Genomic DNA, 23,504 nt, shown 5'->3' with positions numbered 1-23,504 from the left:
ATTGATTTTATTGTACAACTTATGACACCCTGAAAGAAGGAATTTTCTGTATTTTCACAAACAAAAAATACATCACTTCGTAAAAGTGATGTATTTTATCATTTATTTAAGGAAATATTTTTCAATATCATCTAACATAAGGTTCGCAGCTTTAATACCGCCTGCTGTATTCCAGATTACCTCATCTACTTGGAATACTTTGTTATTTTTAGAAGCCTGTAGTTGCTTAAAGAGTGGATCTTCTGTCCATTCCTTTGCTAACGAATTTCCTTCATTATTCTTATCTGCATCTTTATCAGACGTGAAATAGAATAAGTAGTCTCCGTCCATATTTGGAATCTGCTCTTTTGTAATTCCTTTTATCGCAAAATCATCTTTATCTTGTAATGGTGGTCGTTTAAATCCAATATCATTTAAAACGACGCCCGAGAATGAGTTTTTTTGATAAATACGAACATCACCTGGCACGAAACGAATAATAGAAACTTTAGAATTTAATTTATCGCCTAACTTCTCTTTCATTCCTTCAATGCGTTTTTTATAATCATCAAGAGCTTTTTGCCCTTCTTCTTCTTTATTTACAGCTTTTGTATAAAGTATAAAGTTTTCTTTCCAATCACCGCGTAATGTTTCTGCATAAACAGTTGGTGCGATTTCTTTTAGCTGATCATATATTTTTTCATGACGCATTTTATTTCCGATAATTAAATCTGGCTTAAGCTTCATTACAGCCTCTAAATTAATATCACGTTCAGTTCCTACAACTTCTGTGTTTTTTAACTCTTTCGCTAAATGAGGATACCATTCATCACCAGCACGTGGTTTCGTAGTCCCCACTGGCGTTACGCCCACAGCTAGGAGAGCCTCTGCGCCTTCATTTGTTAAAACAACAACTTTTTTAGGTGTACCATTTACTGTCGTTTCACCCATTGCATGCTTTACCGTATATGAACCTTTTGCTTTCGCTGATATATTATTTTCTTTTTTCTCTTCTTTACTACATCCTGCAATTACAACCATGAGTATCATAATGCAGAACATAATTAGTTTTTTAGTATGTATCATATGTCCTCCCTAGATGAAATCGATTATCATTAACATTTAAAGATTAATGTATCTTACATACATTGTCAATGTATATCAGAAAACTTTTTTAATATATACTATTTAGATTCTATCCGCTTTTCTAATGTTTCTTTTTAAAACATAGTGCATAAGTATGAAAAATAATGTTGTTATTAAAATGCGTATCCTTGTTATACATAACAAGGATACGCATCCATATTGCACTATCATTTCAATTCCTAATATTGAGTATACTTAATATATGCTGAGTCATTATATACCCACTGATTTCCCCCAAGGTTTAACCAACCATTTTCATTTATATATACTGAATAAGATTCTGGAGAATTTAATTGGCGGATAACTGCAGATGTAGTTGATGGACCACTTCTTAAATTTACATTCATCCCTTGTATATATGCAACCCCAATCGGGCTTCCATCACTATTGCTTGTCTTTACAAAATTAATGTACGAAGGATCATTATACACCCATTGTCCATTCCCCAAATCTAGCCATCCGTTACTTTCCTGATATACAACGTAAGATTCTGGAGAATTTAATTGACGAATAACTGAGGAAGAAGTTGATGGACCATTTCTTAAATTTACATTTTTCCCAAGAACATAAGCGATTCCCTTCGTTTGAGGTGTCGGTTGTGGGTTAGGGGGTTGTGGATTTGGAGCTACTCCCAAAATAGCTGCTATTCCATTTGCATACGCTTGACTTAGATCTTCAATAAATTGTGGATTTTTTAATAAATTCGCATCAAACGCTGTATCAATAAAAGCAGTCTCAGTTAAAATTGCATCCATTGCGGTTTCTCTTAATACCGCATAATTTTCTTTTTTTGCTCCTCGATCACGAAGACCATATTTTGTTAATACAGGATTGACAGCTGTATGCATTTTTTGTTGCTTTGCATATGCAGTGCTGCTATTGGATAACGCATTATAAATATAACTTTCAAAACCTGTACCCCCGCCGCTATTAATATGAAATGAAATAAAATAATCCGCACTGAAAGCATTAGCAATATTAGCACGTTCCGATAAAGAAATAAACACATCACTATCACGTGTCATTTTAATTGTAATTGGGTAATTTACCGTTAAAATGTCTCGAACGCGTCTAGCAATTTGAAGTGTTAAGTTTTTTTCTACTAAACCATTACCAACAGCACCAGAATCATATCCACCGTGCCCTGCGTCTATAACAAGTTTCATTTTATTGCCCCGCCCCTTTCTTGTAATATGTTCGCATTTCTACTCGTCCTATTTTATGTGAAATGTACAAGTTCTGTTACAATTGCAAATAAAAAAACCGCCTTATGTAAGGCGGTTTCTATCATCTTGCTTTAACCAATTTAAAATAAATATATACGATTGATAGTGAACATAACGTATGCAAAATAAAATAAATAAAAGTGCTATTCCAACACCACTATAAAGTAAACCAAACTTTAAAAAAACATTTACAAGTGGTGGAAAGTTCATTAGATTTTGTAATGTACTAAGCATACAAAACATAATGAAAAAGACAGGGATGTATTGTAATTCATATGGCTTTTTTTTCTTACTCATTCTTTTCCGAATGATTATATGACATAATTCTGCTACTATAAAGCACCCTCCAATTAATACAAGACCAGAAGTCATCGTCATACATCCACCTGCCTTATATTTATTGTATCGCATAAATAATCATCGTTATATTTTCTTTACATACTCTTCATCTTCTGAAGTAAAACCAAAACTCTCTATGAAAGACTTCGCCTTTTCTGTTAATTTCTCTTGTAGCACTTTTATTTCTTTCACATTTCTTTGTTTCATCATTTCTTCAAATGTAAAATACGTATTTGTACCATAACCGTAACCTTGGTAATCAAAATGAATAATTAGCTGTGATAAAACAGCCCGTTCCTCTTGTACACTATAATCTATTACACCAATATATGTATCATCAACTTTCACACAGTACTGTACCTTTTTCTCACCTAAACTATGCGATTTAAACATTTCTTTAACAACGCTTTCATTTTCTACAGTAACTTTCTCAAACGTAATCATATGTTGTCCATCCTTTTACTATTATTGTATCAATAATACTTCCTATTTATGAAAAAAACCTTAAGACCGTATGCGATCTTAAGGTTTTTCTAATTAAACTAAGCTATACGCACGTTTTGTTTCTTCATGGAACTTATTCGTATCGTATTTATGCTCAACATAAATTTGGTGCCATACCATAAACGCAAGTACAGTCCAAATTTTACGGCTATAATCGCCTTTATCTGCACAATGTGCTTCCAGTAAGTTTAATACATACTGTTTGTCGATTAAATGCTCTGTCTTACTTTCGTTTATAATATTTATAGCCCAATCATGCATTTCGTCTTTTAACCAGTGACGAATTGGTACTGGGAATCCAAGTTTTTTACGATCTAATACGTGATCTGGAACGATTCCGCGTGCTGCTTCACGTAAAATAGCTTTCGTAGTTCCGTTAGCAATCTTAAATTCAGTTGGAATTTTAGATGCAACATCGAATACTTCTTTATCTAAGAACGGTACACGAAGTTCTAATGAGTTTGCCATTGTCATTTTATCAGCTTTTAATAAAATGTCACCGCGTAACCATGTGAACATGTCAATGTACTGCATTTTACTTACATCATCATAATCTTTAATCTCGTTATACAATGGTTTCGTGATATCCATATAGTTAACACTTTCATTGTAATACTTCATTAATTCAGCTTTTTCTTCTTCACGGAAGATTTTAGCATTTCCATAGTAACGCTCTTCAATTGGTGTACATCCACGCTCTAGGAAGCTCTTACCTTTAAATCCTTCTTTAAGAGCACCACTTAATGCTTTTAGAACGCTCTTACCTGGGCTAGGAATGTAAGAGAACATTTTTAGTGAGTTTGGCTCACGGTAAATGTTATAACCACCAAATAGCTCGTCTGCGCCTTCACCAGAAAGAACAACTGTTACATGTTTACGTGCTTCTTTCGCAACGAAGTACAATGGTACAGCTGCTGGATCAGCTAAAGGATCATCCATATGCCAAATGATTTTTGGGAACTCATCCATAAATTCTTTCGCTGAAATGAATACGTTATGGTTTTTAACGCCTAATTTCTCAGCAGTTTCTTTCGCAACATCAACTTCACTGAAACCACGTTGCTCAAAACCAACAGAGAATGTTAAAAGATTTGGATTCATTTCTCTTGCGATAGAAGCGATGATAGATGAATCGATACCACCAGATAAGAATGAACCTACTGGTACATCACTACGCATATGCACTTTTACTGAATCATATAACACATCACGAATTGCTTGGATATGCTCCTCTTTCGTTGCACTTGAAGCGTTGAAATAAGGTTTCCAGTAGCGATGGATTTCCATCTCTTTACCGATTTCTTTTACGAAATAATGACCAGGCTCGATTTTATTAACATCAATTGTTAACGTTTCTGGCTCTGGACCATATTGGTACGTAAAGTAATGTTGTAGTGACGTTGGATTAACGCCTTTATCTTCCATCACATGCATAATACTTTTCTTCTCAGATGCGAAGAATGTAGTATCACCTTGTTGTGCGATGTATAAAGGTTTAATACCGAAGTGGTCACGTGCACCGAAAAGTTTCTTTTCCTCACGATCCCAAATCATAAATGCAAACATACCACGAAGGTAGTCTACACATTTTTCTTTCATATGTGCATACAATGCAATGATAACTTCTGTATCAGATTGCGTTGCAAACGTTGCACCTTTTTCAAGTAACATTTCACGTAATTCTACATAGTTGTAAATTTCACCATTAAAAATAATTACATATCGATCATTTTCATAAGTTAGCGGCTGATGTCCTGCCTCTAAGTCAATGATGCTTAAACGGCGGAAGCCAAATTGTACATGTTCATCACGAAAATATCCTTCGTCATCTGGACCACGGTGGAAAATCATCGTGTTCATATTTTCAAATTGATGTTTTTCTGTTTCTGAAAACTCTCTAGGGTTTTCACATAAACATCCTACAAAACCACACATACTTCTTACCCTCTTTCAGTTTTCATTCTGTCTCTATACTACTATATCAACCCTATTTATACTAGCATAATCAACTGAATATGGCGACCAAAAACTATAAAAAAATCACTCCATTTCACATTTTTAACAATTTTTTATGAAAACATGAAAACTAGGCACTCACCTTTCTCCGCTTTTGTCATATGATATTGCAAATTGATTTCTAGGAGGGAATACCATGAGTGAAGAAAAAAAAGATTCTTCTCGCCCACCGGTTCGTAATTACTTAAAGCAAATTGATGATTTCTTCGAGCAAACACCTCTTCGCAATGTAATCGCTGATTTAAATCATTTTTTCCAAAAAGGAAACCGTTTATTAACATTCCCTGTAGATTTATATGAAGTTGGTGAAGAACTCGTTGTTACAGCTGAACTACCAGGTATACAAAAAGAACAAATCCAAATTGAAATACAAAGTGAATACTTAAAAGTCTCTGTAAAAGAAGAGATACTTGAAGAGGAAGAAGAACAAACATCCCATAACTATTATCGCCGAGAACGTTCCATTTCAGAAGCATCAAGATTGATTAAATTGCCGTATTCAATTAATAAAAAAGCGGCAAAAGCTTCTTATCAAAACGGCGTATTAGAAATTCGTGCACCGAAACTTCCCCAGCAACATGACATTTTATCGATAGACTAATACAAAAAAAAATAAGGGTGCTATGCACCCTTATTTTTAACCCACTAATCGCTTCATATCACGTATAATGTCTTCGTATGGCGTATTACTAATGCCACTATACTTTTTCATTACTTTTCCGTTTTGATCAATTAAATAAAATGATGTCCCATGCATGACCTGACCGTTCTCCGGCTTATCAACAAGTGATTGGAAATTATCTTTTGAAAACTTTGTAATATCTTCTAACGAATACCCCGTTAATAAATTCCAGTTACTAGTATCCTCTGTAAACTTTTGAATAAAAGCTTTCAGATTTTCTGGCTTATCAAGGTCTGGATCTACACTAAATGAAACAAACTGAACGTCTAATTTCTCTTCTTTTGCCATCTTTTGAAGCTTGGCCATATTTGCAGTCATTGGCGGACAAACTGTCTGACAATTTGTGAACATAAAATCTGCAACCCAAACTTTCCCTTTTAAATCTTTTGTACCAAATTTCTTTCCATCTTGATTTGTAAATTGGAAGGTTTCTAAATCCCAATTTAATGGTTTACGAAGCTTTGAACCTGATTCACTACATCCAGCAAGTACAAAGAGACAAAATACAACCATAAGACCAATTATTTTTTGATAACGCTTCATTTATAAACCTCTTTTCTCTATCCTAAATTTAAATAGGTTATGTTTATAATAACAAAAGTTAACACTACGAGAAAATTGTTTACTACATTTGTTCACGAAATCGTACGAATTTACGTATGTTACTTCTTTATTTCAAGCGAATTACTAGACAAAATATATTTTTTTACTATTATTTCTCTAAATAAAAGTGATAAAACTAATTTCATTGTTACTTTTGTAAATACCTCTCCCTATTTTTTAACAATTCCTTAAACATTAATCCATGTTTTACACTGTATTCCTTAACAACATTTCGGTACAATACAAATACAACGATTTTAAATGAGGTGATGTTCATGGCAAAGCGCTATGAAAATATGGATAATGTTAGTACAAAAAAATCAATTCGCTCTTTTTTACGCTGGCGTAAAGAACGAAAGCAAAACAAAAAAGATTTTTCTTTCTTAGTAGAACAATCACCCGTTAAACAAAGTGCATTTTTGCAAAGTAATGTTGAAAAAACGACTATCACATGGATTGGGCATTCCACTTTTCTTATCCAAACGAATGGACTTAATATATTAACAGATCCAGTATGGGCTAATAAATTAAAGCTAGTTCCAAGACTTACAGAACCTGGACTCTCTATAGAAGCACTACCTAAAATTGATATTGTCCTTATTTCACATGGTCATTATGATCATTTAGATTTTTCAACTCTTCGTCAGTTGAATGATGATGTTCTATATCTTGTACCTATTGGATTAAAAAAATTATTTACTCGTAAGAGATTTAAACATGTAGAAGAGTATAAATGGTGGGAAAGTACGATAATTAACGAAGTTTCTTTTCACTTCGTACCTGCTCAGCACTGGACGAGAAGATTCTTATTTGATATGAATACGTCTCACTGGGGCGGATGGATTATTGATAATGAAACGACTATGGAAACCATATATTTTTGTGGCGACAGTGGCTATTTCCAAGGTTTCAAAGAAATTGGTGAACGCTTTTTAATTGATATTGCTCTTATGCCCATTGGCGCTTATGAACCAGAATGGTTTATGAAAGTATCTCATGTTTCACCTGAAGAGGCCGTGCAAGCTTATTTAGATTTAAACGCTACACATTTTATACCAATGCATTACGGAGCTTTTGCACTCGCCGATGAAACACCTCGTGAAGCAATAACTAGACTTCGAAATAATTGGAATTTGCGCATGTTACCGTGGGAACAACTGCATGTACTCTTTTTAGGTCAAACTTTTATTTATAGTAACGCAACAAATGATAAGCAAATAAACGAAAAAATTGAAACTTTACATGTGTAACGTAATGACTGATTTTCTATATCCAACATATAATATAGAAAATCCTATAGTGAAACTTTAATTAGTGGGATTTCTTCATCCCCACTGATTATTTGCCTTCACCAATCAAGCTTTTACGGGCAGCCCGCTACCTAACCTCTTTGCTCCAGCTAAATTTGAGGTAGAGAGTTTTACTGTCCGCAAATAGCGGGATAAAGGGTGTTTTCTATGAATGAATATTTACAGACTCGCTATATCATTAGCGGTAGTGCCTGTGTAGCTCTTCTTATTTCTTACTTTCTATTTACATAAAAAAGCTACTTGAAATATATTTTCAAGTAGCTTTTTTATTACTCTGCTAAATACATAAATCCGATTGCACCCGGACCTGTATGAGTACTAATAATAGGCGTTGTATAAAAAATTTCTGATTGAGCAAATCCACTCACTTTTTCAACCGCCGCTTTCATACTTTCAGCTAAAGGAATTGCTTTCGCATGCGGAATTGCAACAGCTTTTACGACTTTTCCAGCCGTATCTTGCTCAAATAACTTAGCTAATGTTTTTACAATTTGGCCTTGGCTACGAACTTTCGTTACAGGATTATAAACACCGTCTTCAAGACTAGCAATTGGCTTTATATTAAGTAGCGAACCGATAAACGCTTTTCCTTTACCGATACGTCCACCCTTCACTAAGTTTTCTAATGTATCCACTACTACATATAAACGAGTATTCTTTCTTACTTCATCTACACGTTTTAAAATTTCTTCTAGTGAGCGTCCGTCATTTGCCATTTTTGCAGCTTCAATTACTTGATATGCTAAAGCATGTGTAATAAATTGAGAATCAACAACTGTTACTTTTGTATCAGTCATTGATGCAGCGCTATTTGCAGTTGCTACAGTACCGCTCATTCCACTTGTCATATGGATAGAAAGGACTTCGCTTCCATCTTCCCCTAGCTTGTCATACATTTCTACAAATGTACCCATAGCTGGTTGTGATGTTTTTGGTAATTCCTCTGATTTAATCATTTCTTCAATAAATTCGTCAGGTTGTAAATCAACGCGATCTAAATATGTTTGTCCATTTACAGAGATTGATAATGGTAAAACATGAATGTCATACTTTTCGATTACGTCTTGTGATAAATCTGCCGTTGAATCTGTTACAATTTTAATTTTTTGCATACTATACTTCTTCCCTTTCCAATACGCTCTCCTTGTTATTATACTAGTATTCCCATTGCTTTCAACAATTTGGAACGAAATTTCATCAAATTAATTATATTTTCATATCTAAAATGAAAAAGACAGAGTTTACTAACCCTGTCCGTACTTCGTATCATGCATTTTTTTCAAGGGTATTTGTTTTATATACATTTAAATAATCATTCCACTTCAAACAATTTTGTAAATATTCACGGAAAGAATACGAAAATCTTGGGTGTTTTTGTCTTTGAATTTTTGCAATAAATAATTGAAGACGAGACTGAATTAGAAACGATAATGGATGCTGTGCCTGTAGGACAGGGATTTCGAATATTTTAATGCAATCCCCTGTTGAATGAGTGAAATAAAAACTTTTCGTAATCACAATATCAATCCTCTTTTTCATTGGATTTTTGAACTTCCTCTACTTTGCGCTGTAACACGTTGTTTAAAGTGGAGTAAAATCAGACTTATATGATTTCTGTAGTCCTTATGGCTAGAAGATTTATACTCTATTCATCTCCACCTAATTCACCTTCCCGTCCTAAATATCTCTGAGACGGGAATCTCATTATCCATCAATTGTTTAATACATTTAGTATAAGCTTATAAAAGCGCAAAGTTTGTCTAAATTTTGGAGATTCTATAATTTTTTTCTTCTATATATTGTATACGTTTATAGCTATAGTATAACAAATAAATAAAAAAGTGCCTTTATAACGAGGCACTTTTCGACTGCATTTCTTCTCTTTTCTTTTTCCTCTTACTAACAACCTTTGATAACGCAATACTTACTTCATAAATACAAATAAGCGGCACTGCAACTAAACTATGAGATAAAAAGTCTGGCGGTGATATACAAGATGCAATGATAATTAATGCTACGTAAGCATACCTTCTTATTTTTATTAAAAATTCCGCCGTAAGTATTCCAATACTAGTTAAAAACATTACAACGACTGGCAATTCAAAAATCACAGCAAATGGAACTGTTAAATTAAGTACAAAATGAAAATACTTTTCTGTCGTAAACATCGTATTAAACATTTCATTACCTATCGTAGTTAAAAAGTGAAATAGAAACGGCATTACAATGAAATATCCAAAACATAAACCTGCGAGAAATAATATAGACAATACCGGTATATACATTATTGTCATCTTTTGTTCATTTGGATGTAAACCCGGTTTTACAAATAACCAAATTTGTATAGCAGCAAAAGGAATTGTACAAACGATAGCAAATACTGTAGCAATCGAGAAAAAAATCCACAATACATCACTTGGACCGAGAACAGTTAATTTCATTGGTAAATCTTTTACAAGCCAAAAATAAATATCCTTTGTAAAAGTAAATCCAATAATTAAAAATAGTACAAAGGATAACACCGTATATATTACTCTTTTTCGAAGCTCAACAATATGTTCTACTACGCTCATTTCCCGATCTTCCATCTCGTTCACCACACTTTATTTATCCATTACAAGGAAAATACACTACATTTTTTCTTTCTTTTCCTTTTCTTGAAATGCGTCATCTGTCAATTCTTTCGTTGATTTTTTAAACTCTTTTAACGTTTCCCCTAAAGCCTTCCCGATTTCCGGCAATTTTTTAGGTCCAAATAAAATGAGTACTGCTACTAAAATTAAAATTAACCCTGGAAAGCCAATATTTGAAAACATTTCCCCATCCCCTTTATTAGTAGTTTCCTTGTCCTACTATTACATAATTTTATTTTGTCAAAAAAGTTTGAAAACGTCAACAAATCCATTGTCTTTTATCAAAAAAATTCAAAAATATAATCAATTATACAAATTTCATTTTCTATTGCTCTTGTGTATGATATGGTAAGGGAAATGACATATTATTTTATGATAGTAGAAAGGATTTGCATTATGACTGAAAAAATGACACGAATGACCCAATTTGTAAAAGAAGAAATTGCAAATGCAATTACACATGGTATCGGTGCCATTTTAAGCATCCCTGCCTTAATCATATTGATTATTCATGCTTCTAAGCACGGTACCGCATCAGCTGTAGTTGCATTTACTGTTTATGGTGTAAGCATGTTCTTACTGTACTTGTTTTCAACATTGCTACATAGCATTCATCATCCTAAAGTAGAAAAAATATTTACTATTTTAGATCATTCAGCCATTTACTTATTGATTGCTGGCACGTATACTCCTTTTCTACTTATTACACTTCGTGGCCCATTAGGATGGACGTTGCTTGCTATAATATGGACACTAGCAATCGGAGGTATCGTCTTCAAAATTTTCTTTGTACGTCGCTTTATAAAGGCTTCAACTTTATGTTACATCATTATGGGTTGGCTCATAATCGTTGCCATTAAACCACTTTATGAAAATCTAACTGGACATGGTTTTTCACTACTTTTAGCAGGTGGAATTTTATATTCTGTCGGAGCTATATTCTTCCTTTGGGAAAAGCTACCTTTCAACCATGCCATATGGCACCTGTTCGTTTTAGGTGGTAGTGCGATGATGTTCTTCTGTGTACTCTTTTATGTCTTACCTACAGCATAATAAAAAAGGATTCAGCTTACTATAAGCTGAATCCTTTTTTATTACTTATGTAATTGTGATGCGATAACTTCCTGTGTATGCTTCGTTAATTCTTTAATATCCATATTCGCATAATCTTCAGGTGTAATCGGCTTAGAAATTGTTACTGTTGCATGAGCTGGCTTCATACGATTTCCATTCGCTTCAAACATCTTATATGTACCATCTAACGTTACAGGTAAAATTGCTACACCTGACTTTACTGCAAGATGAAAACTACCAGCCTTAAACTCTCCAACTTCGCCACCCTTACTTCTCGTTCCTTCAGGGAAAATTACGATAGAATGTCCATTCTTTAATAGTTCAATTCCATCTTTAATCGCTTGAAGAGATTGACGACGATCGCTACGATCCATAAATACACAATTCATAAGTTCCATCCAAGTTGGTACAACTGGGAACTTTTTAATCTCTGCTTTTGAAACGAATCCAATTGGTTTATTTAAGTAACCTAGTAAAACAGGGATATCCATATTACTTTGGTGATTACTTACAACTAGTACTGGCTTGTCTTTCGGAACATTTTCAAGTCCTTTCACTTCTACTGCCCCTCCAGCTACACGTACCATTTTCTTACCAAACCAATTTGTCGTTTTATACACAGCATTATCTTTTTCTTTTGGCGCCATCGTATTTACTTGTCTTTTAAGACGCCACATTCTCGGTGTAATCGCAATTACGATTAAAATTAAATAAAAGATTTTAAAAAACGTTTGAATCATACAGAACCCCCACCTATTATCATTCCGACCTTCATTATACTAGACAAACGAAGGAAAAAGAAGAAAAAAAGTCCAAACAGCAAGTGTTTGGACTTTTTAAGCATTCTATATTAGAAACGTTTTGCTAATTCACGAGCATTAGCAATTGCTGCTTCTTTAATTTCTTGTGCTTTTTCAGGGTTTGCATTCATACCTTCAACTGCGATATATTCAGTATCATTTACACCGACAAATCCTAATACAGTCTTTAAGTGATTGCGACCGAAGTCTACAGCTGCGTATGCTCCTTCAGAATATACGCCACCTGTTGCCTGAATGTGAAGTGCTTTTTTACCTTCTAATAAGCCGACTGGACCATTTTCAGTATATTTGAATGTTTTACCTGCGATTGCTACGTTATCTAAGTATGCTTTTACTACTGGTGGATAGCTAAAGTTCCACATTGGAGTTACGAATACATAACGATCTGCATTCATAAATGTTTCTAAGTTTGTGTTCATTGCTGCTACTTTTTGTTGTTGAACTTCAGTTAAAGCTTCAAAGCCTTCACCTGCTGCAAATTTACCCCAAGCAGCAAATACATCTGCATCAATTGCTGGTACTGTAGTATTGAATAAATCAATTGTTACAACTTCGTCTTGTGGATGTTCATTTTTATAAGCTTCGATGAAAGCTTCCCCTACTGCCATTCCGAAAGAACCTTCTGCTGAATTTGGATTTGCTGTGATAAATAGTACTTTTGTCATTGTATTCTCTCCCTTTTCTCTCTTTATCTTTAATTCAAGATTTGTTTTTTAAAAGTTAATAACTTACCTTATGTAAGTATAATACAAAAAGTTTCAATCAATGTCAATAAAAAATAGCTACTTTTTTTTCGTAAGTTAATGATTTACTTTGTTTCCTTAAAATTTAGTATACAGATATTAAGAACTCTTTCATATAAAAAGGCTACCTCTACAACTTATAGAGATAGCCTACTATTACATATTATTTTTGAAATACATGTTTTACTTTTTCAGCTGGAATATTACTTCCGCCTCTACCTTTTACATCTTCAATCATCATTGTAATGACCATATCTGGCGAATTTAAATCAAATGCAGCGAACCAACCTAGTTCTTTTCCTTCGGCCTCTTTTGATACTTTTAATTCCGCTGTACCTGTTTTTCCAGCAAGAGTCATGCCATCAATTTTAGCAATTTTCCCTGTACCATCTGGATCATTAATTACTTTTGTCATAGCAGTTTTTAATATATCCTGATTTCCTTTAGAAATTACATTTTCTTTCCAAGCTTTTGGTTGTTTATCTGTTTTAATAATATACGGTGATGGAATCGTTCCATCATTTACAATTGGCGCATACGTTAAAGCTAAATGAAGAGGAGTCATTAATACTTGTCCTTGTCCATATCCTGTATCTGCCATTTGAATATCATTTTTAATGCCGTCATTTGCAATTTTAGAAGCAGGGAATCCATATTCAATTGGTAGTTTCTCATCGAATCCGAATTTTTTCGCTTCACTCATAAACTTGTCTTTTCCGATTTTTAAAGCTTCTTGTGCGAAGTAAATATTATCCGAGTATTTCATCGCCTTATCAAAATCAATCGGATTTGCATCTTTCACACGTGTTACATAGTAATTACCCCAAGAAGAATCTTTTGTCCATTTTAATCCTTCAATTTTCAACTCTTCTTTTGGATCAATCGTTTTCGTTTCAAGACCAATTGCAGCTGTAATTGGTTTAAATACAGAACCTGGTACCGACAATTGTGTAAAGCGATTTGTCATTGGTTTTTTCGGATCATTATTCCACGCTTCGCGTTGTGCCTTTGATGTCCCTCGTGCAATTATATTAGGATCATATGCTGGACTACTTACTAGTGCAATTGTTTCTCCACTTTTCGGATTAATTGCTGCACTTGAACCAGCTTCGCCCTTCATTTCATTATACGTTTTTTCTTGAACAACACTATCAATAGTTAAAGTTACATTTTCTCCATCAACAGCATCTGTTTTTGCTAAATTTTTAATTTCTTTTCCTTGCGCATCTTCTACAAAGACACGGCCACCTTTTTTACCGCGTAGCTTTTCCTCTAATACTTGCTCTAAGCCAGCTTTACCAACTGGGTCATCAGCTTGATAGCCTTTCTTTTGTAGCGTTTTTAAATCTTCAGCATTTACCTTTCCAATATAACCAGTCAGATGAGCTGCCGCTTCCCCTAACGGATATGTACGAACATTTACAGGTTTTGTTGAAACACCTGGTAAATCAATGTACGTATTTTGTGTTGCCCCTTCAGGCAAAATTCCAATTGGTACGAGATACCCTGGTTTTACCCATTTAGCAGCTAATTTTTGATCAATTTCTTCTACAGACATATTTAATAACTTCGCTACTGTTTCTTTCGTCTGCGGAGCAGTATCCCCTAACTTTTCAGGAATCAATCCGATTTCAGAAGCTTTCCCATTCGTTGCAAGACCTTTTCCATTACGATCGTATATTTCACCACGTTTTGGCTGTGTTGTCTGCATACGCACTTTACTATCTTTCGTCATGCCAGGGAAAATAAAATCAGGAGTCCAATCTATTTTCCAAGATTCTTTATCTCCATCTTTTTCTTTCACCATTTTTGCTTCATGACCAAATGTGATTTTACCACCAACTGTATCCATGCTTACTTTAAAAGGAACAGGACCTTCATCTTTTTTATCTTCTTTTACTTCCCCTGTTTCTACCTTTAAGTCTTTCACTTCGATACCAGAATAAATTTTTTCATATTTCTCAGTAAACTCTTTCTTTGAAATATCTTTTTTTGCATTTTTTGATAGTTGATCATACATATCTGCAAATTTTTGTTTATTCCACGCTTTTACATATGTATCAAACGCTTCTTGTGGTTTTTCTTCTTTACCACATCCAACTAACATGAATGTTAAGCAAAGAAAAAGAATCCCCCATATCTTTCTCAATCGATTCTCCTCCTCTTTCTATATTAGTACTTTTGAAAATTTTAGCATTTTTACATGCTACCTATCATTATAGCACTATCGAATCTCATCTATAAACTTATATTGGTGAATACAAATAAAAAGATTGACGTGAATTCTCACATCAATCTTTTTTATTATTGTTGCTTCTCATATACATGGTAATAATACGTATACGGGTTTTTTTCATCCGTTAAACCTTTTTCTACAAAAATCTCTTTCCAATTTGTCATATCCATTTCTGGGAAGAATGTATCTCCTTCAAATGCATAATGGATTTTTGTTATATATAACTTGTCTACATAAGGTAAAAAGAGATCATAAATTTGCGCTCCGCCAAAAATAAAAATCTCTTCTTCATTTTTACATAGTTCAAATACTTCTTCTACAGAATGAACAACTTCACAGCCTTCAACATGATACCCTTCATTACGAGTTACAATAATATTACGTCTTCCAGGCAGTGGTCTACCAATCGCTTCATAGTTCTTTCTTCCCATAATAAGCGGGTGGCCCATCGTTGTTTTCTTCACGTATTGTAATTCACTCGGTAAACGCCAAGGTAAATTATTATCTTTACCAATTACTCTATTTTCGTCCATCGCGACCATAAATGAAACAATCATTTTTTCATCTCCTCTACAATTATACTGCAACCGGTGCTTTAATTGCTGGATGCGGATCGTATCCTTCAATCGTTAAATCTTCCATTTCAAAATCAAACACAGATTTCACATCTGGATTTAATGTAAGTTTCGGGAATGGACGTGGTTCACGTGCCAATTGCTTTTCTACTTGTTCAAAATGATTTGTATAAATGTGTGCATCTCCAATTGTATGAACAAATTCTCCTACTTCAAGACCACATTCATGTGCAATTAAATGTGTTAGTAGTGAATAACTTGCGATGTTAAATGGAATTCCAAGGAATATGTCACCACTTCTTTGATATAGCTGACAAGAAAGTTTTCCGTCCGCTACATAAAATTGGAATAATGTATGACAAGGCGGTAATGCCATACTCGGTACGTCTTCAGGATTCCAAGCAGAAACGATTAAACGACGCGAGTCTGGTGTTTTTTTAATCATTTCAATTACATCTTTTAATTGATCAAGTGTCTCACCAGCTGTCGTTTTCCAAGCACGCCATTGTTTACCGTAAACGTCTCCTAAATAACCATATTTATTTGAGAACTCATCATCTTCTAAAACGTTCTTTTTAAACAATTCCATTTGCTCATCGTACTGTACTTTAAATTCTTCATCTTGTTGTGAACGAAGACCAAAATCAGTCATGTCAGGACCAGTATACTCATCACTTTCTACCCAGCTCTTAAACGCCCATTCATTCCAAATGTTATTATTATGCTGCAATAAATAGCGAATATTTGTATCACCTTTCATAAACCAAAGTAGTTCACTTGCTACAAGGCGAAATGGTACTCTTTTTGTCGTTAATAAAGGAAATCCTTTGCTCAAATCAAAACGCATTTGATATCCAAATACAGATACAGTTCCTGTCCCTGTACGATCTTCTTTCTTCGTACCATGTTCCATTACATGGCGGCATAAATTTAAGTATTCATTTTCAGCATGTTTCATATGTAGGAAAACCTTCTTTCAATCGTATATGGAATTTATCATAACATGAAAAATGGTAAATTTAATAATCTTAATTAATAAAATTTCTTGCGCTAATTCTTACAAAATTATTAACTTTCCATATTTTAAAAGGTTTTCATTTTCTATTACCGAAAGTATAGTGCGGTAGATCAAAATTTATATTTGGAGGTTAGAAATATGTCTAAAATTGAAACACCTGTTATGACTTCTTTACAAACCACGGTTGAAAAAATGATGAAGGATTTAAATGTTCCTGGTGTTGCTGTCGCTGTTATAAAAGACGGTGAAGTTATTCTTTCAGAAGGTTTCGGCTATCGTAATATAGAAACAAAAGAGGCTGTTACACCGAATACTCGATTCGCAATCGGTTCCTCAACGAAAGCGTTTGGTACACTTTCATTAAGCTTGTTAGCACAGCAAAAAAAGTTTAATTGGGATGCTCCTGTCCCGTCTTATATACCTAACTTTACTTTATCTGAACTACTTGCTAGCTCACAAGTTACAGGACGGGATTTAGCTTCTCATCGAACTGGAGTGAGTCGTCATGAGGCTCTTTGGTACAGTTCTTCCTTATCTCGAAAAGATCTCGTTGAAAAAATAAAACATTTACCACTTGATGCACCGTTCCGGACTGCATTTCTATATAACAACTTAATGTATGCAACAATTAGCTACATTGTTGAAAACATTACAAATCAAACGTGGGAGCAATACACTACAGAACATATTTTAGAACCTTTAAATATGAGACATACAAACTTCTCTGTTAACGATTCACAAACTACAGATGATTACGCTTTACCTTACATTGAAAATGACGGTGAAATAAAAGCAGTTCCATTCCGTAACATCGATACAGTTGGCGCTGCTGGGTGTATTAATTCCACAATTGAAGATATGGCAAATTGGGTACTTCTCCACTTAAATGAAGGAAAATTTGGAGATCATGAATTAATCTCCTCTGAATTATTACAACAAATGTATACACCACACAATTCAATTCCAGACCAACCGGTTTTATCACTCCCTGAATCTCCATTAAATAGTTACGGTCTTGGTTGGTTTATTAGCGCTTATCGTGGTAAAAAAGTGATTCATCATGGCGGTAATATCGATGGATTTTCAGCGCTTGTTTCATTCATACCAACAGAAAACATAGGCCTTGTCATTTTAACGAATGCTGGAGGAACATTACTTCCTACTTATCTCGCTAATCAAATTTATGACGAACTACTTGAATTAGAATCCATTGATTGGCATAAACGTGCTGTAGAAGATACTAAAAAAATGAAGGAAATGATGAAAGAAGCAACTGAATCCCTCCCTGAACAAATTAAAGGGACTACACCTTCGCACAAGTTAGAGGATTATACTGGTACTTTTGAACATCCTGCATACGGAACATTACAAGTATACAAACGAGATGATTCGTTATATGTACAATTTATGGAAATGGATATTCAATTAGGGCATCATCATTACGACATCTTCTCCACAAAAGTTGACTTATTCCAAATGAAAATGAGCTTATTATTCGCTTATGAAATGAATGTAAGTGGTGAATTCCCATCCCTTCAGTTACATGTACCAGCTACATTAAGTACTCAGCCGCTTACATTTAAGAAAATTAAATAAGTATCTTGATGGTAAAAAATAAAGGTAGGTGCGAATCACACCTACCTTTTCTATTTCATATCAATCTTATCTGGTTGAAACCAAATTGGCTTCGATAACTCAAAGTTATTATGATCCTCTAAAACTATAGTAAGACGCTCTAACATATCATCTAACATATGCGGCGCTGCTCGTAATGTCCAGACAACTGAGGAGAAAACTGTCATGCCAACATACACCGTGTATAATTTCCAGAACTCCTCTGGTATTTTCCTATTAAAGTATCCTTCTATTTGTCCAATTGAATACGGAATACTAATATCCCTTGCAAACAGTGCAATTTTTACGAAATCATGAATTGGGTCGCCCCAGTCATAGCCATTAAAATCAACAACACCTACATATTTTCCATCCCGTACAATTATATTTTCTAAATGAAAATCATCGTGTTGAAATCGATTCGGGCGGCTCTTTAAATATATTTCATTTTCCTCTATAAACTTTATGATTTTATCATCATTTTTTATTTTTATTCCGCATGTTTTGTATACCTCTACATATTTACTATGTTTTTTCATAGCTCTTTCATACCATGGAAGTATATCCTTAGGAGCTTCAAATGTATGCATTTTTGCTAAATCTTTTCCTGCCTCTATACCAATATCATATTGTTCTTTTGGTGAATACGTAGGCAATAGCTTCTTCGCATCTTCCCCTTCTAAATATGAAAAAATACTATAGCATACACCTTCTTCTTCCAATATACCTATTTCAATTGGCCTTTGTGCCTGTACGTTACGTTTTACCATTTCATTTAAAATTTGAAACTCTATTTTCTTTCTTTCATACTCTTTTATATCGCCTGTCCGAAATAAATATTTTTCATTATTTGCATTCGTAATTATATATTTCTTATCAGGCGAAAAACCTTTAGAAATTTCTTCAATATTCGCTGCATCTTTTACTATTTGTATATTGCTTTGCCGTGCTGTAATTATCTTCATATCTATTCCCCTTACATTTCTGCATTTGGTGTATAGGCAACTTCTACAATAAATCCATTCGGATCGTAAAAATCAATCGTATAGTAACCTTCCGAATAATGATTCATTTCAATTGGACCACGTATTACCTTCACTTTCGTACTAGAAAGAAAATCTGCTACTTCATCAACTACTTCTCTATGAATAGCTTGATAACAAATATGTCTAGGCCCTAACGTCCTTACAATTTCCTCATCTACTTCTTTAAAGTATATTTCACTTTCTCCTGTGCTATATGCTACTTCATTTAACTTTCTCCACCCAATTATGGAAAACAACTTATTATAAAAAGAAATGGACTCCTCTAAATTTGCTACCCAAAATTCAATATGATGAATGCCTGCTCGCAGTGTATTCATATTAAGAATACGCTCCTTGTACTACTTGCACAATTTCCATCGGCTTATGAACCATGTAATCTGGTGCATCTTTTTTCACTGTTTCAATAACATCATATCCCCAAGATACCCAAATTACGTTCACTCCAGCCTTTTTACACGCTGCTACGTCTCGCTGTTCATCACCGACATATAACATATCTTTCTCTGTTATCTTTTTCGATTTTAAAAATCTTTTTATCATCTTGTCTTTACCGAACAAATTTTTAGAACAATACACTTCTTGTATATTTTCTATATCATTCTTTTGTAAAAACGCCCGAATATGCTCTTCTGAGTTCGATGATATGACTGCAATTCCGTAGCCTTTTTTATGTAGTTCATCTAATACTTCCTTCATCCCATGGAACAAAATAAGATCTTTTATAGCAGGTTGATACAATTTATAAAACTCCAGCGCTAATATCGGTAGTTTATACAGTGGTACATCGAGTTGTTTACATCTCTCCGCCATCGTTAACTTGCGTAAATACTCAATTTCTTCTTCTCTTACCGTTTTATATCCGTGCTTTTCAGCAATTTGATTATAAATTGGTACAAATATATTTTGTGAATCTACTAATGTGCCATCAAAGTCAAAAACAATATATTTTTGCATTCCCATACTCCCTTTGCTTCTTTTTTCTAAACCTATGTTATTCAACAACATGGTTGTCTGTCCCTTCTATAAAAATAAAAAAGAACAAGATTTTCTCTTGTTCTTTTTAAGAAAGCCATTTCGGCGGTACATTCGTATTCCAATAAATATTTCCTAACTCATGATGTCCTGAGTATCCATCATCAAAACGATGATAATGGAAATTAAAATAATAACCATCTTGCGGTGGATGATCTCTTCTTACATGGAAACGCAATAAATCATTTCCTGATTTCGTATCGTAGACATGAAAAATCTTTTCATTATTCCCACCAGCTGGTTTTTGAGAAATCGCTAATGATTGTAGTGAATCTTCTGGTACATCACTAGCAAGCTCAGCAATTGCCTCTTCAATCTTTGGTAATATTACATCTTTAAATTCATCTTCAATTACTGGACCAATTTTAGTACCAAACTTTTGCATCGACTGCTTCTCTGCTTCTTGCATCGCATAAGTAATAAAAGTATCGGTGGTTAACCTGTCATTCGTTTCTTCATATGTATAGGACGTACTCTCCAAACTTTGTTGCCCAGCTGTGCTCGTAGGCTTGTCCGCAGCTTTGGCATTATCAAGCAATATGGAAGGAGGCGTCACTAAACCAAATGTAAATACGGTAATTAATGCGACTAAGGTTTTTCTAAACCAATTTGGCATTTATGTTCCCTCCCCTTTCACTCATTATTTTTTATATAACGGTGGTTTCTTCTATTATACAAAATGATTATAATTTTTGCACTTTACAATTTTGTTAACGTTCACATATTTTTCACTTGAATATGAAATTGTAAGATTTCATACAATATTAATACCACGATATTGAGGAGGCACTTGAATGACTTTAGACGTCATGTATTCCGCCGCAAGCATACTCGTTTTAGTATATTTTATTTATCAATGTGTTACAGACTAGAAAAAGAGCCATCAATGGCTCTTTTTTAATGGTAGAAATACAATCCATACAATTAATAAAATAAAAACAACGCTGCCTACCACAGCTGGCAATAAATAAAACTGTGAAAGTATAACTATTCCATATAAAAGTATTGCTGGTAGTAGTAAATAACGATCTGCCTTCCATCTTAACAATAGTAATTTCCCTTCATCACAATATAAACGAAGAAACATCTTATTCGTAAATTCATTCCAATAATCACGTGCATAGCGAGAAATTGCAACTACAGCAAATACGAGAACAATAGCTGCAATCCACCTTGGAGTCATAATTATACTTGCAGTACTGATACATACAATTTGAATATAAAATATTCGTGCAGTACTTGTGCGGAAAAATTCTTTCAAAAAAGATTCGACAATACGAGAATCAGCTTTTTTCCCTAAAAGTCTTTTAGAGCGCGGAAACATCCACGGTTTTTTATTCGAACTACTCGGTTTAGCCGCATGACCACCAACTTGCATAATTCCGCTCGTCCAGCGCATGCTTTCCTCCTTTTCTTTCTCGATTTCTTTAAAAAAGAACTTTTTATAATTCATTTTCTCTTTTACTAATACACTACTTAAGAAAATTACTAGACCGATAAATAAAATTGAATACAACGGATTTTTATAAATAAAAAATAAACTAATTCCAAAAAAGGACACGCTCATAGAAAATACTACATTTTTTACAATCCATAAAACCCATCGTTTCCCCACATGTACATGAACAAATCTCGTTAACAACGACAACATAAATCGAAATATAGTAAAGAATACCCAAAATAATAGGACTTGTATCTCTGTTACTTCGATACTTTTCATCAACACCGGTAACATAATAACGACTACTATTATATTCGTTATCGCTATTCGAACAAATGTGTACATCATGCCATACTGGACTAATTTTCGCATATGTGTTGCATACGAAATTAAAAATAAACTATCCGCTTGCTCAAAAAATGAACGAACTCCTCTTGGATATGTTACTAAATAAAATGCGAGTAATCCTAATCCGAAATAAATCGTCTCTTCCGTTGATAATTCATTTATCCATAGCGATCGATAATAGATTCCCATAAATATAAGTGCTGGAATAATAATATATAATGCGACTGTCCAATCTGTTACCGAACGTATAGACTTCCATTTCCGCTCAAGTTCATGGCGTAATCTCTTATAAAATTGTTGTTTAATCATGTTGTTCACGCCTTACAATTACATCAAAGCAGTCTAATAATGAACTACCCGGCATTTCCGCTAATATTTGAATAGATTCTAAATGTCCATCTGCGACTAATGTACCTTGTGAAATGAGTAAAAATCTTTCACAAATTTTTTCAGCAGTATCTAATACGTGCGTACAAAGTAAAATTCCTGCCCCGCGCTCTTTTTCTTTATATAAATAATTTAAAAACTCTTTCGTAGCTACTGGATCTAAACCGATAAAAGGTTCGTCAATGATATAAAAATCTGGCTCAGTTAAAAATGCCAATATTAGCATCGATTTTTGTTTCATGCCTTTTGAAAACTTTGATAAATACTCATGTTTATGCTTATTCATTCGAAAAGTATGTAATAATTGTTCCGCTCGTTCTTCCCAACTTCCCATTTCACTTCCACGAGCTGCCATTAATAATTCAATATGTTCCCAGAGCGTCAAGTAATCATAGTATGTTGGATGTTCTGGTACGTATGCATACGGATTTTTCTTTTCACCGAATGATATTTCACCGTCCATATTTACAAGTAATCCGAGTATCGTTTTAATCGTCGTACTCTTCCCAGCACCATTTGCTCCAATAAGAGCAACTAGTTCACCTTTTTCGATAGAAAAAGCTATATCATGAATTATTTTTTCGCCTATTTCATATCCAGCTGAGCGGATATTTACTTTTAACATGCATTCCCCTTCTTTCCATTTCTAATACAATCAAGGAAAAGAATAACATATAACTATCTATATATCATTATAAAATATTTATTTTCATAGCAGGAAAAAACATTTT

Annotated in this window: 25 protein-coding genes; 4 read left to right on the top strand and 21 right to left on the bottom strand. The window is 33.8% G+C overall.

Annotated elements, in window-relative coordinates:
• Positions 1–102: 102 nt before the first annotated feature.
• The 5 genes from MHB52_RS11745 to asnB form a co-directional block, all read right to left on the bottom strand.
• Positions 103–1,065, bottom strand: coding sequence for an ABC transporter substrate-binding protein (locus tag MHB52_RS11745; RefSeq protein ID WP_000581994.1), 963 nt, complete (start codon positions 1,063–1,065; stop codon positions 103–105).
• Between the two features lie 239 nt (positions 1,066–1,304).
• Positions 1,305–2,291, bottom strand: a complete 987-nt coding sequence (locus MHB52_RS11740; RefSeq protein ID WP_061663301.1) for an N-acetylmuramoyl-L-alanine amidase — start codon at positions 2,289–2,291, stop codon at positions 1,305–1,307.
• Between the two features lie 102 nt (positions 2,292–2,393).
• Positions 2,394–2,723, bottom strand: coding sequence for a hypothetical protein (locus MHB52_RS11735; protein WP_000200459.1), 330 nt, complete (start codon positions 2,721–2,723; stop codon positions 2,394–2,396).
• Positions 2,724–2,774: 51 nt separating this feature from the next.
• Positions 2,775–3,134: a GNAT family N-acetyltransferase gene (locus MHB52_RS11730; RefSeq protein ID WP_000627523.1), complete on the bottom strand. Its 360-nt coding sequence runs from the start codon at positions 3,132–3,134 to the stop codon at positions 2,775–2,777.
• Between the two features lie 93 nt (positions 3,135–3,227).
• On the bottom strand, positions 3,228–5,129 hold the full coding sequence (asnB, locus tag MHB52_RS11725) for an asparagine synthase (glutamine-hydrolyzing) (protein WP_000333816.1): 1,902 nt from the start codon (positions 5,127–5,129) through the stop codon (positions 3,228–3,230).
• 217 nt (positions 5,130–5,346) lie between these two features.
• On the opposite strand from asnB, the gene MHB52_RS11720 reads away from it, so the two are divergent.
• Positions 5,347–5,811 (top strand): Hsp20/alpha crystallin family protein, encoded by a 465-nt coding sequence (locus MHB52_RS11720; protein ID WP_001288085.1) that lies wholly within the window; start codon positions 5,347–5,349, stop codon positions 5,809–5,811.
• Positions 5,812–5,847: 36 nt separating this feature from the next.
• On the opposite strand, the gene MHB52_RS11715 is transcribed toward MHB52_RS11720, so the two are convergent.
• A complete protein-coding gene (locus MHB52_RS11715) occupies positions 5,848–6,435 on the bottom strand; it encodes an SCO family protein (protein ID WP_000833331.1) in 588 nt (195 codons plus the stop codon).
• A gap of 335 nt (positions 6,436–6,770) precedes the next feature.
• On the opposite strand from MHB52_RS11715, the gene MHB52_RS11710 reads away from it, so the two are divergent.
• On the top strand, positions 6,771–7,745 hold the full coding sequence (locus MHB52_RS11710) for an MBL fold metallo-hydrolase (protein ID WP_016117735.1): 975 nt from the start codon (positions 6,771–6,773) through the stop codon (positions 7,743–7,745).
• Positions 7,746–8,074: 329 nt separating this feature from the next.
• Here the strand turns inward: MHB52_RS11710 and MHB52_RS11705 are convergent, their stop codons facing one another.
• The 4 genes from MHB52_RS11705 to MHB52_RS11690 form a co-directional block, all read right to left on the bottom strand.
• Complete coding sequence (locus MHB52_RS11705) at positions 8,075–8,917, bottom strand: DegV family protein (RefSeq protein ID WP_001169470.1); 843 nt, start codon at positions 8,915–8,917, stop codon at positions 8,075–8,077.
• Between the two features lie 154 nt (positions 8,918–9,071).
• On the bottom strand, positions 9,072–9,323 hold the full coding sequence (locus MHB52_RS11700) for a DUF2535 family protein (protein WP_000629013.1): 252 nt from the start codon (positions 9,321–9,323) through the stop codon (positions 9,072–9,074).
• 329 nt (positions 9,324–9,652) lie between these two features.
• Positions 9,653–10,393 (bottom strand): twin-arginine translocase subunit TatC, encoded by a 741-nt coding sequence (gene tatC / locus MHB52_RS11695; protein WP_000390120.1) that lies wholly within the window; start codon positions 10,391–10,393, stop codon positions 9,653–9,655.
• A gap of 42 nt (positions 10,394–10,435) precedes the next feature.
• Positions 10,436–10,621, bottom strand: coding sequence for a twin-arginine translocase TatA/TatE family subunit (locus MHB52_RS11690; protein WP_000492443.1), 186 nt, complete (start codon positions 10,619–10,621; stop codon positions 10,436–10,438).
• 213 nt (positions 10,622–10,834) lie between these two features.
• On the opposite strand from MHB52_RS11690, the gene trhA reads away from it, so the two are divergent.
• Positions 10,835–11,491: a PAQR family membrane homeostasis protein TrhA gene (gene trhA / locus MHB52_RS11685; RefSeq protein WP_000136889.1), complete on the top strand. Its 657-nt coding sequence runs from the start codon at positions 10,835–10,837 to the stop codon at positions 11,489–11,491.
• A 41-nt stretch (positions 11,492–11,532) separates the two neighbouring features.
• Here the strand turns inward: trhA and MHB52_RS11680 are convergent, their stop codons facing one another.
• The 5 genes from MHB52_RS11680 to MHB52_RS11660 form a co-directional block, all read right to left on the bottom strand.
• Positions 11,533–12,252, bottom strand: a complete 720-nt coding sequence (locus MHB52_RS11680; RefSeq protein ID WP_000616577.1) for a lysophospholipid acyltransferase family protein — start codon at positions 12,250–12,252, stop codon at positions 11,533–11,535.
• 110 nt (positions 12,253–12,362) lie between these two features.
• Positions 12,363–12,998: an FMN-dependent NADH-azoreductase gene (locus MHB52_RS11675; RefSeq protein WP_000170025.1), complete on the bottom strand. Its 636-nt coding sequence runs from the start codon at positions 12,996–12,998 to the stop codon at positions 12,363–12,365.
• A gap of 241 nt (positions 12,999–13,239) precedes the next feature.
• On the bottom strand, positions 13,240–15,225 hold the full coding sequence (gene pbpC, locus MHB52_RS11670; protein WP_016117734.1) for a penicillin-binding protein 3: 1,986 nt from the start codon (positions 15,223–15,225) through the stop codon (positions 13,240–13,242).
• Positions 15,226–15,380: 155 nt separating this feature from the next.
• Positions 15,381–15,869: a dihydrofolate reductase gene (locus MHB52_RS11665; RefSeq protein WP_000637207.1), complete on the bottom strand. Its 489-nt coding sequence runs from the start codon at positions 15,867–15,869 to the stop codon at positions 15,381–15,383.
• Positions 15,870–15,888: 19 nt separating this feature from the next.
• Positions 15,889–16,845, bottom strand: a complete 957-nt coding sequence (locus MHB52_RS11660; RefSeq protein WP_000679609.1) for a thymidylate synthase — start codon at positions 16,843–16,845, stop codon at positions 15,889–15,891.
• A 198-nt stretch (positions 16,846–17,043) separates the two neighbouring features.
• On the opposite strand from MHB52_RS11660, the gene MHB52_RS11655 reads away from it, so the two are divergent.
• Positions 17,044–18,501 (top strand): serine hydrolase, encoded by a 1,458-nt coding sequence (locus tag MHB52_RS11655; RefSeq protein WP_000034348.1) that lies wholly within the window; start codon positions 17,044–17,046, stop codon positions 18,499–18,501.
• Positions 18,502–18,551: 50 nt separating this feature from the next.
• On the opposite strand, the gene MHB52_RS11650 is transcribed toward MHB52_RS11655, so the two are convergent.
• The 6 genes from MHB52_RS11650 to MHB52_RS11625 all read right to left on the bottom strand — a co-directional run bounded on the left by MHB52_RS11650 (position 18,552) and on the right by MHB52_RS11625 (position 23,398).
• On the bottom strand, positions 18,552–19,484 hold the full coding sequence (locus MHB52_RS11650) for an aminoglycoside phosphotransferase family protein (RefSeq protein ID WP_000692078.1): 933 nt from the start codon (positions 19,482–19,484) through the stop codon (positions 18,552–18,554).
• 11 nt (positions 19,485–19,495) lie between these two features.
• Positions 19,496–19,882, bottom strand: coding sequence for a VOC family protein (locus MHB52_RS11645; protein WP_001094668.1), 387 nt, complete (start codon positions 19,880–19,882; stop codon positions 19,496–19,498).
• Position 19,883: 1 nt separating this feature from the next.
• On the bottom strand, positions 19,884–20,519 hold the full coding sequence (locus MHB52_RS11640) for an HAD family hydrolase (protein ID WP_001987851.1): 636 nt from the start codon (positions 20,517–20,519) through the stop codon (positions 19,884–19,886).
• 106 nt (positions 20,520–20,625) lie between these two features.
• Positions 20,626–21,213, bottom strand: a complete 588-nt coding sequence (locus MHB52_RS11635; RefSeq protein ID WP_001134421.1) for a YpjP family protein — start codon at positions 21,211–21,213, stop codon at positions 20,626–20,628.
• A gap of 267 nt (positions 21,214–21,480) precedes the next feature.
• On the bottom strand, positions 21,481–22,695 hold the full coding sequence (locus MHB52_RS11630) for an ABC transporter permease (protein ID WP_000595442.1): 1,215 nt from the start codon (positions 22,693–22,695) through the stop codon (positions 21,481–21,483).
• Entirely contained in the window at positions 22,688–23,398 is a 711-nt protein-coding gene (locus MHB52_RS11625) for an ABC transporter ATP-binding protein (RefSeq protein WP_000921904.1), read from the bottom strand. The genes MHB52_RS11630 and MHB52_RS11625 overlap by 8 nt, the downstream gene beginning before the upstream one ends.
• Positions 23,399–23,504 lie beyond the last annotated feature (106 nt).

Source organism: Bacillus sp. FSL K6-0073 (assembly GCF_038006085.1).
GTDB lineage: Bacteria > Bacillota > Bacilli > Bacillales > Bacillaceae_G > Bacillus_A > Bacillus_A cereus.
The sequence above is the reverse complement of the archived record's forward strand: the minus strand, read 5'-3'. Positions and strand labels throughout refer to the sequence as shown.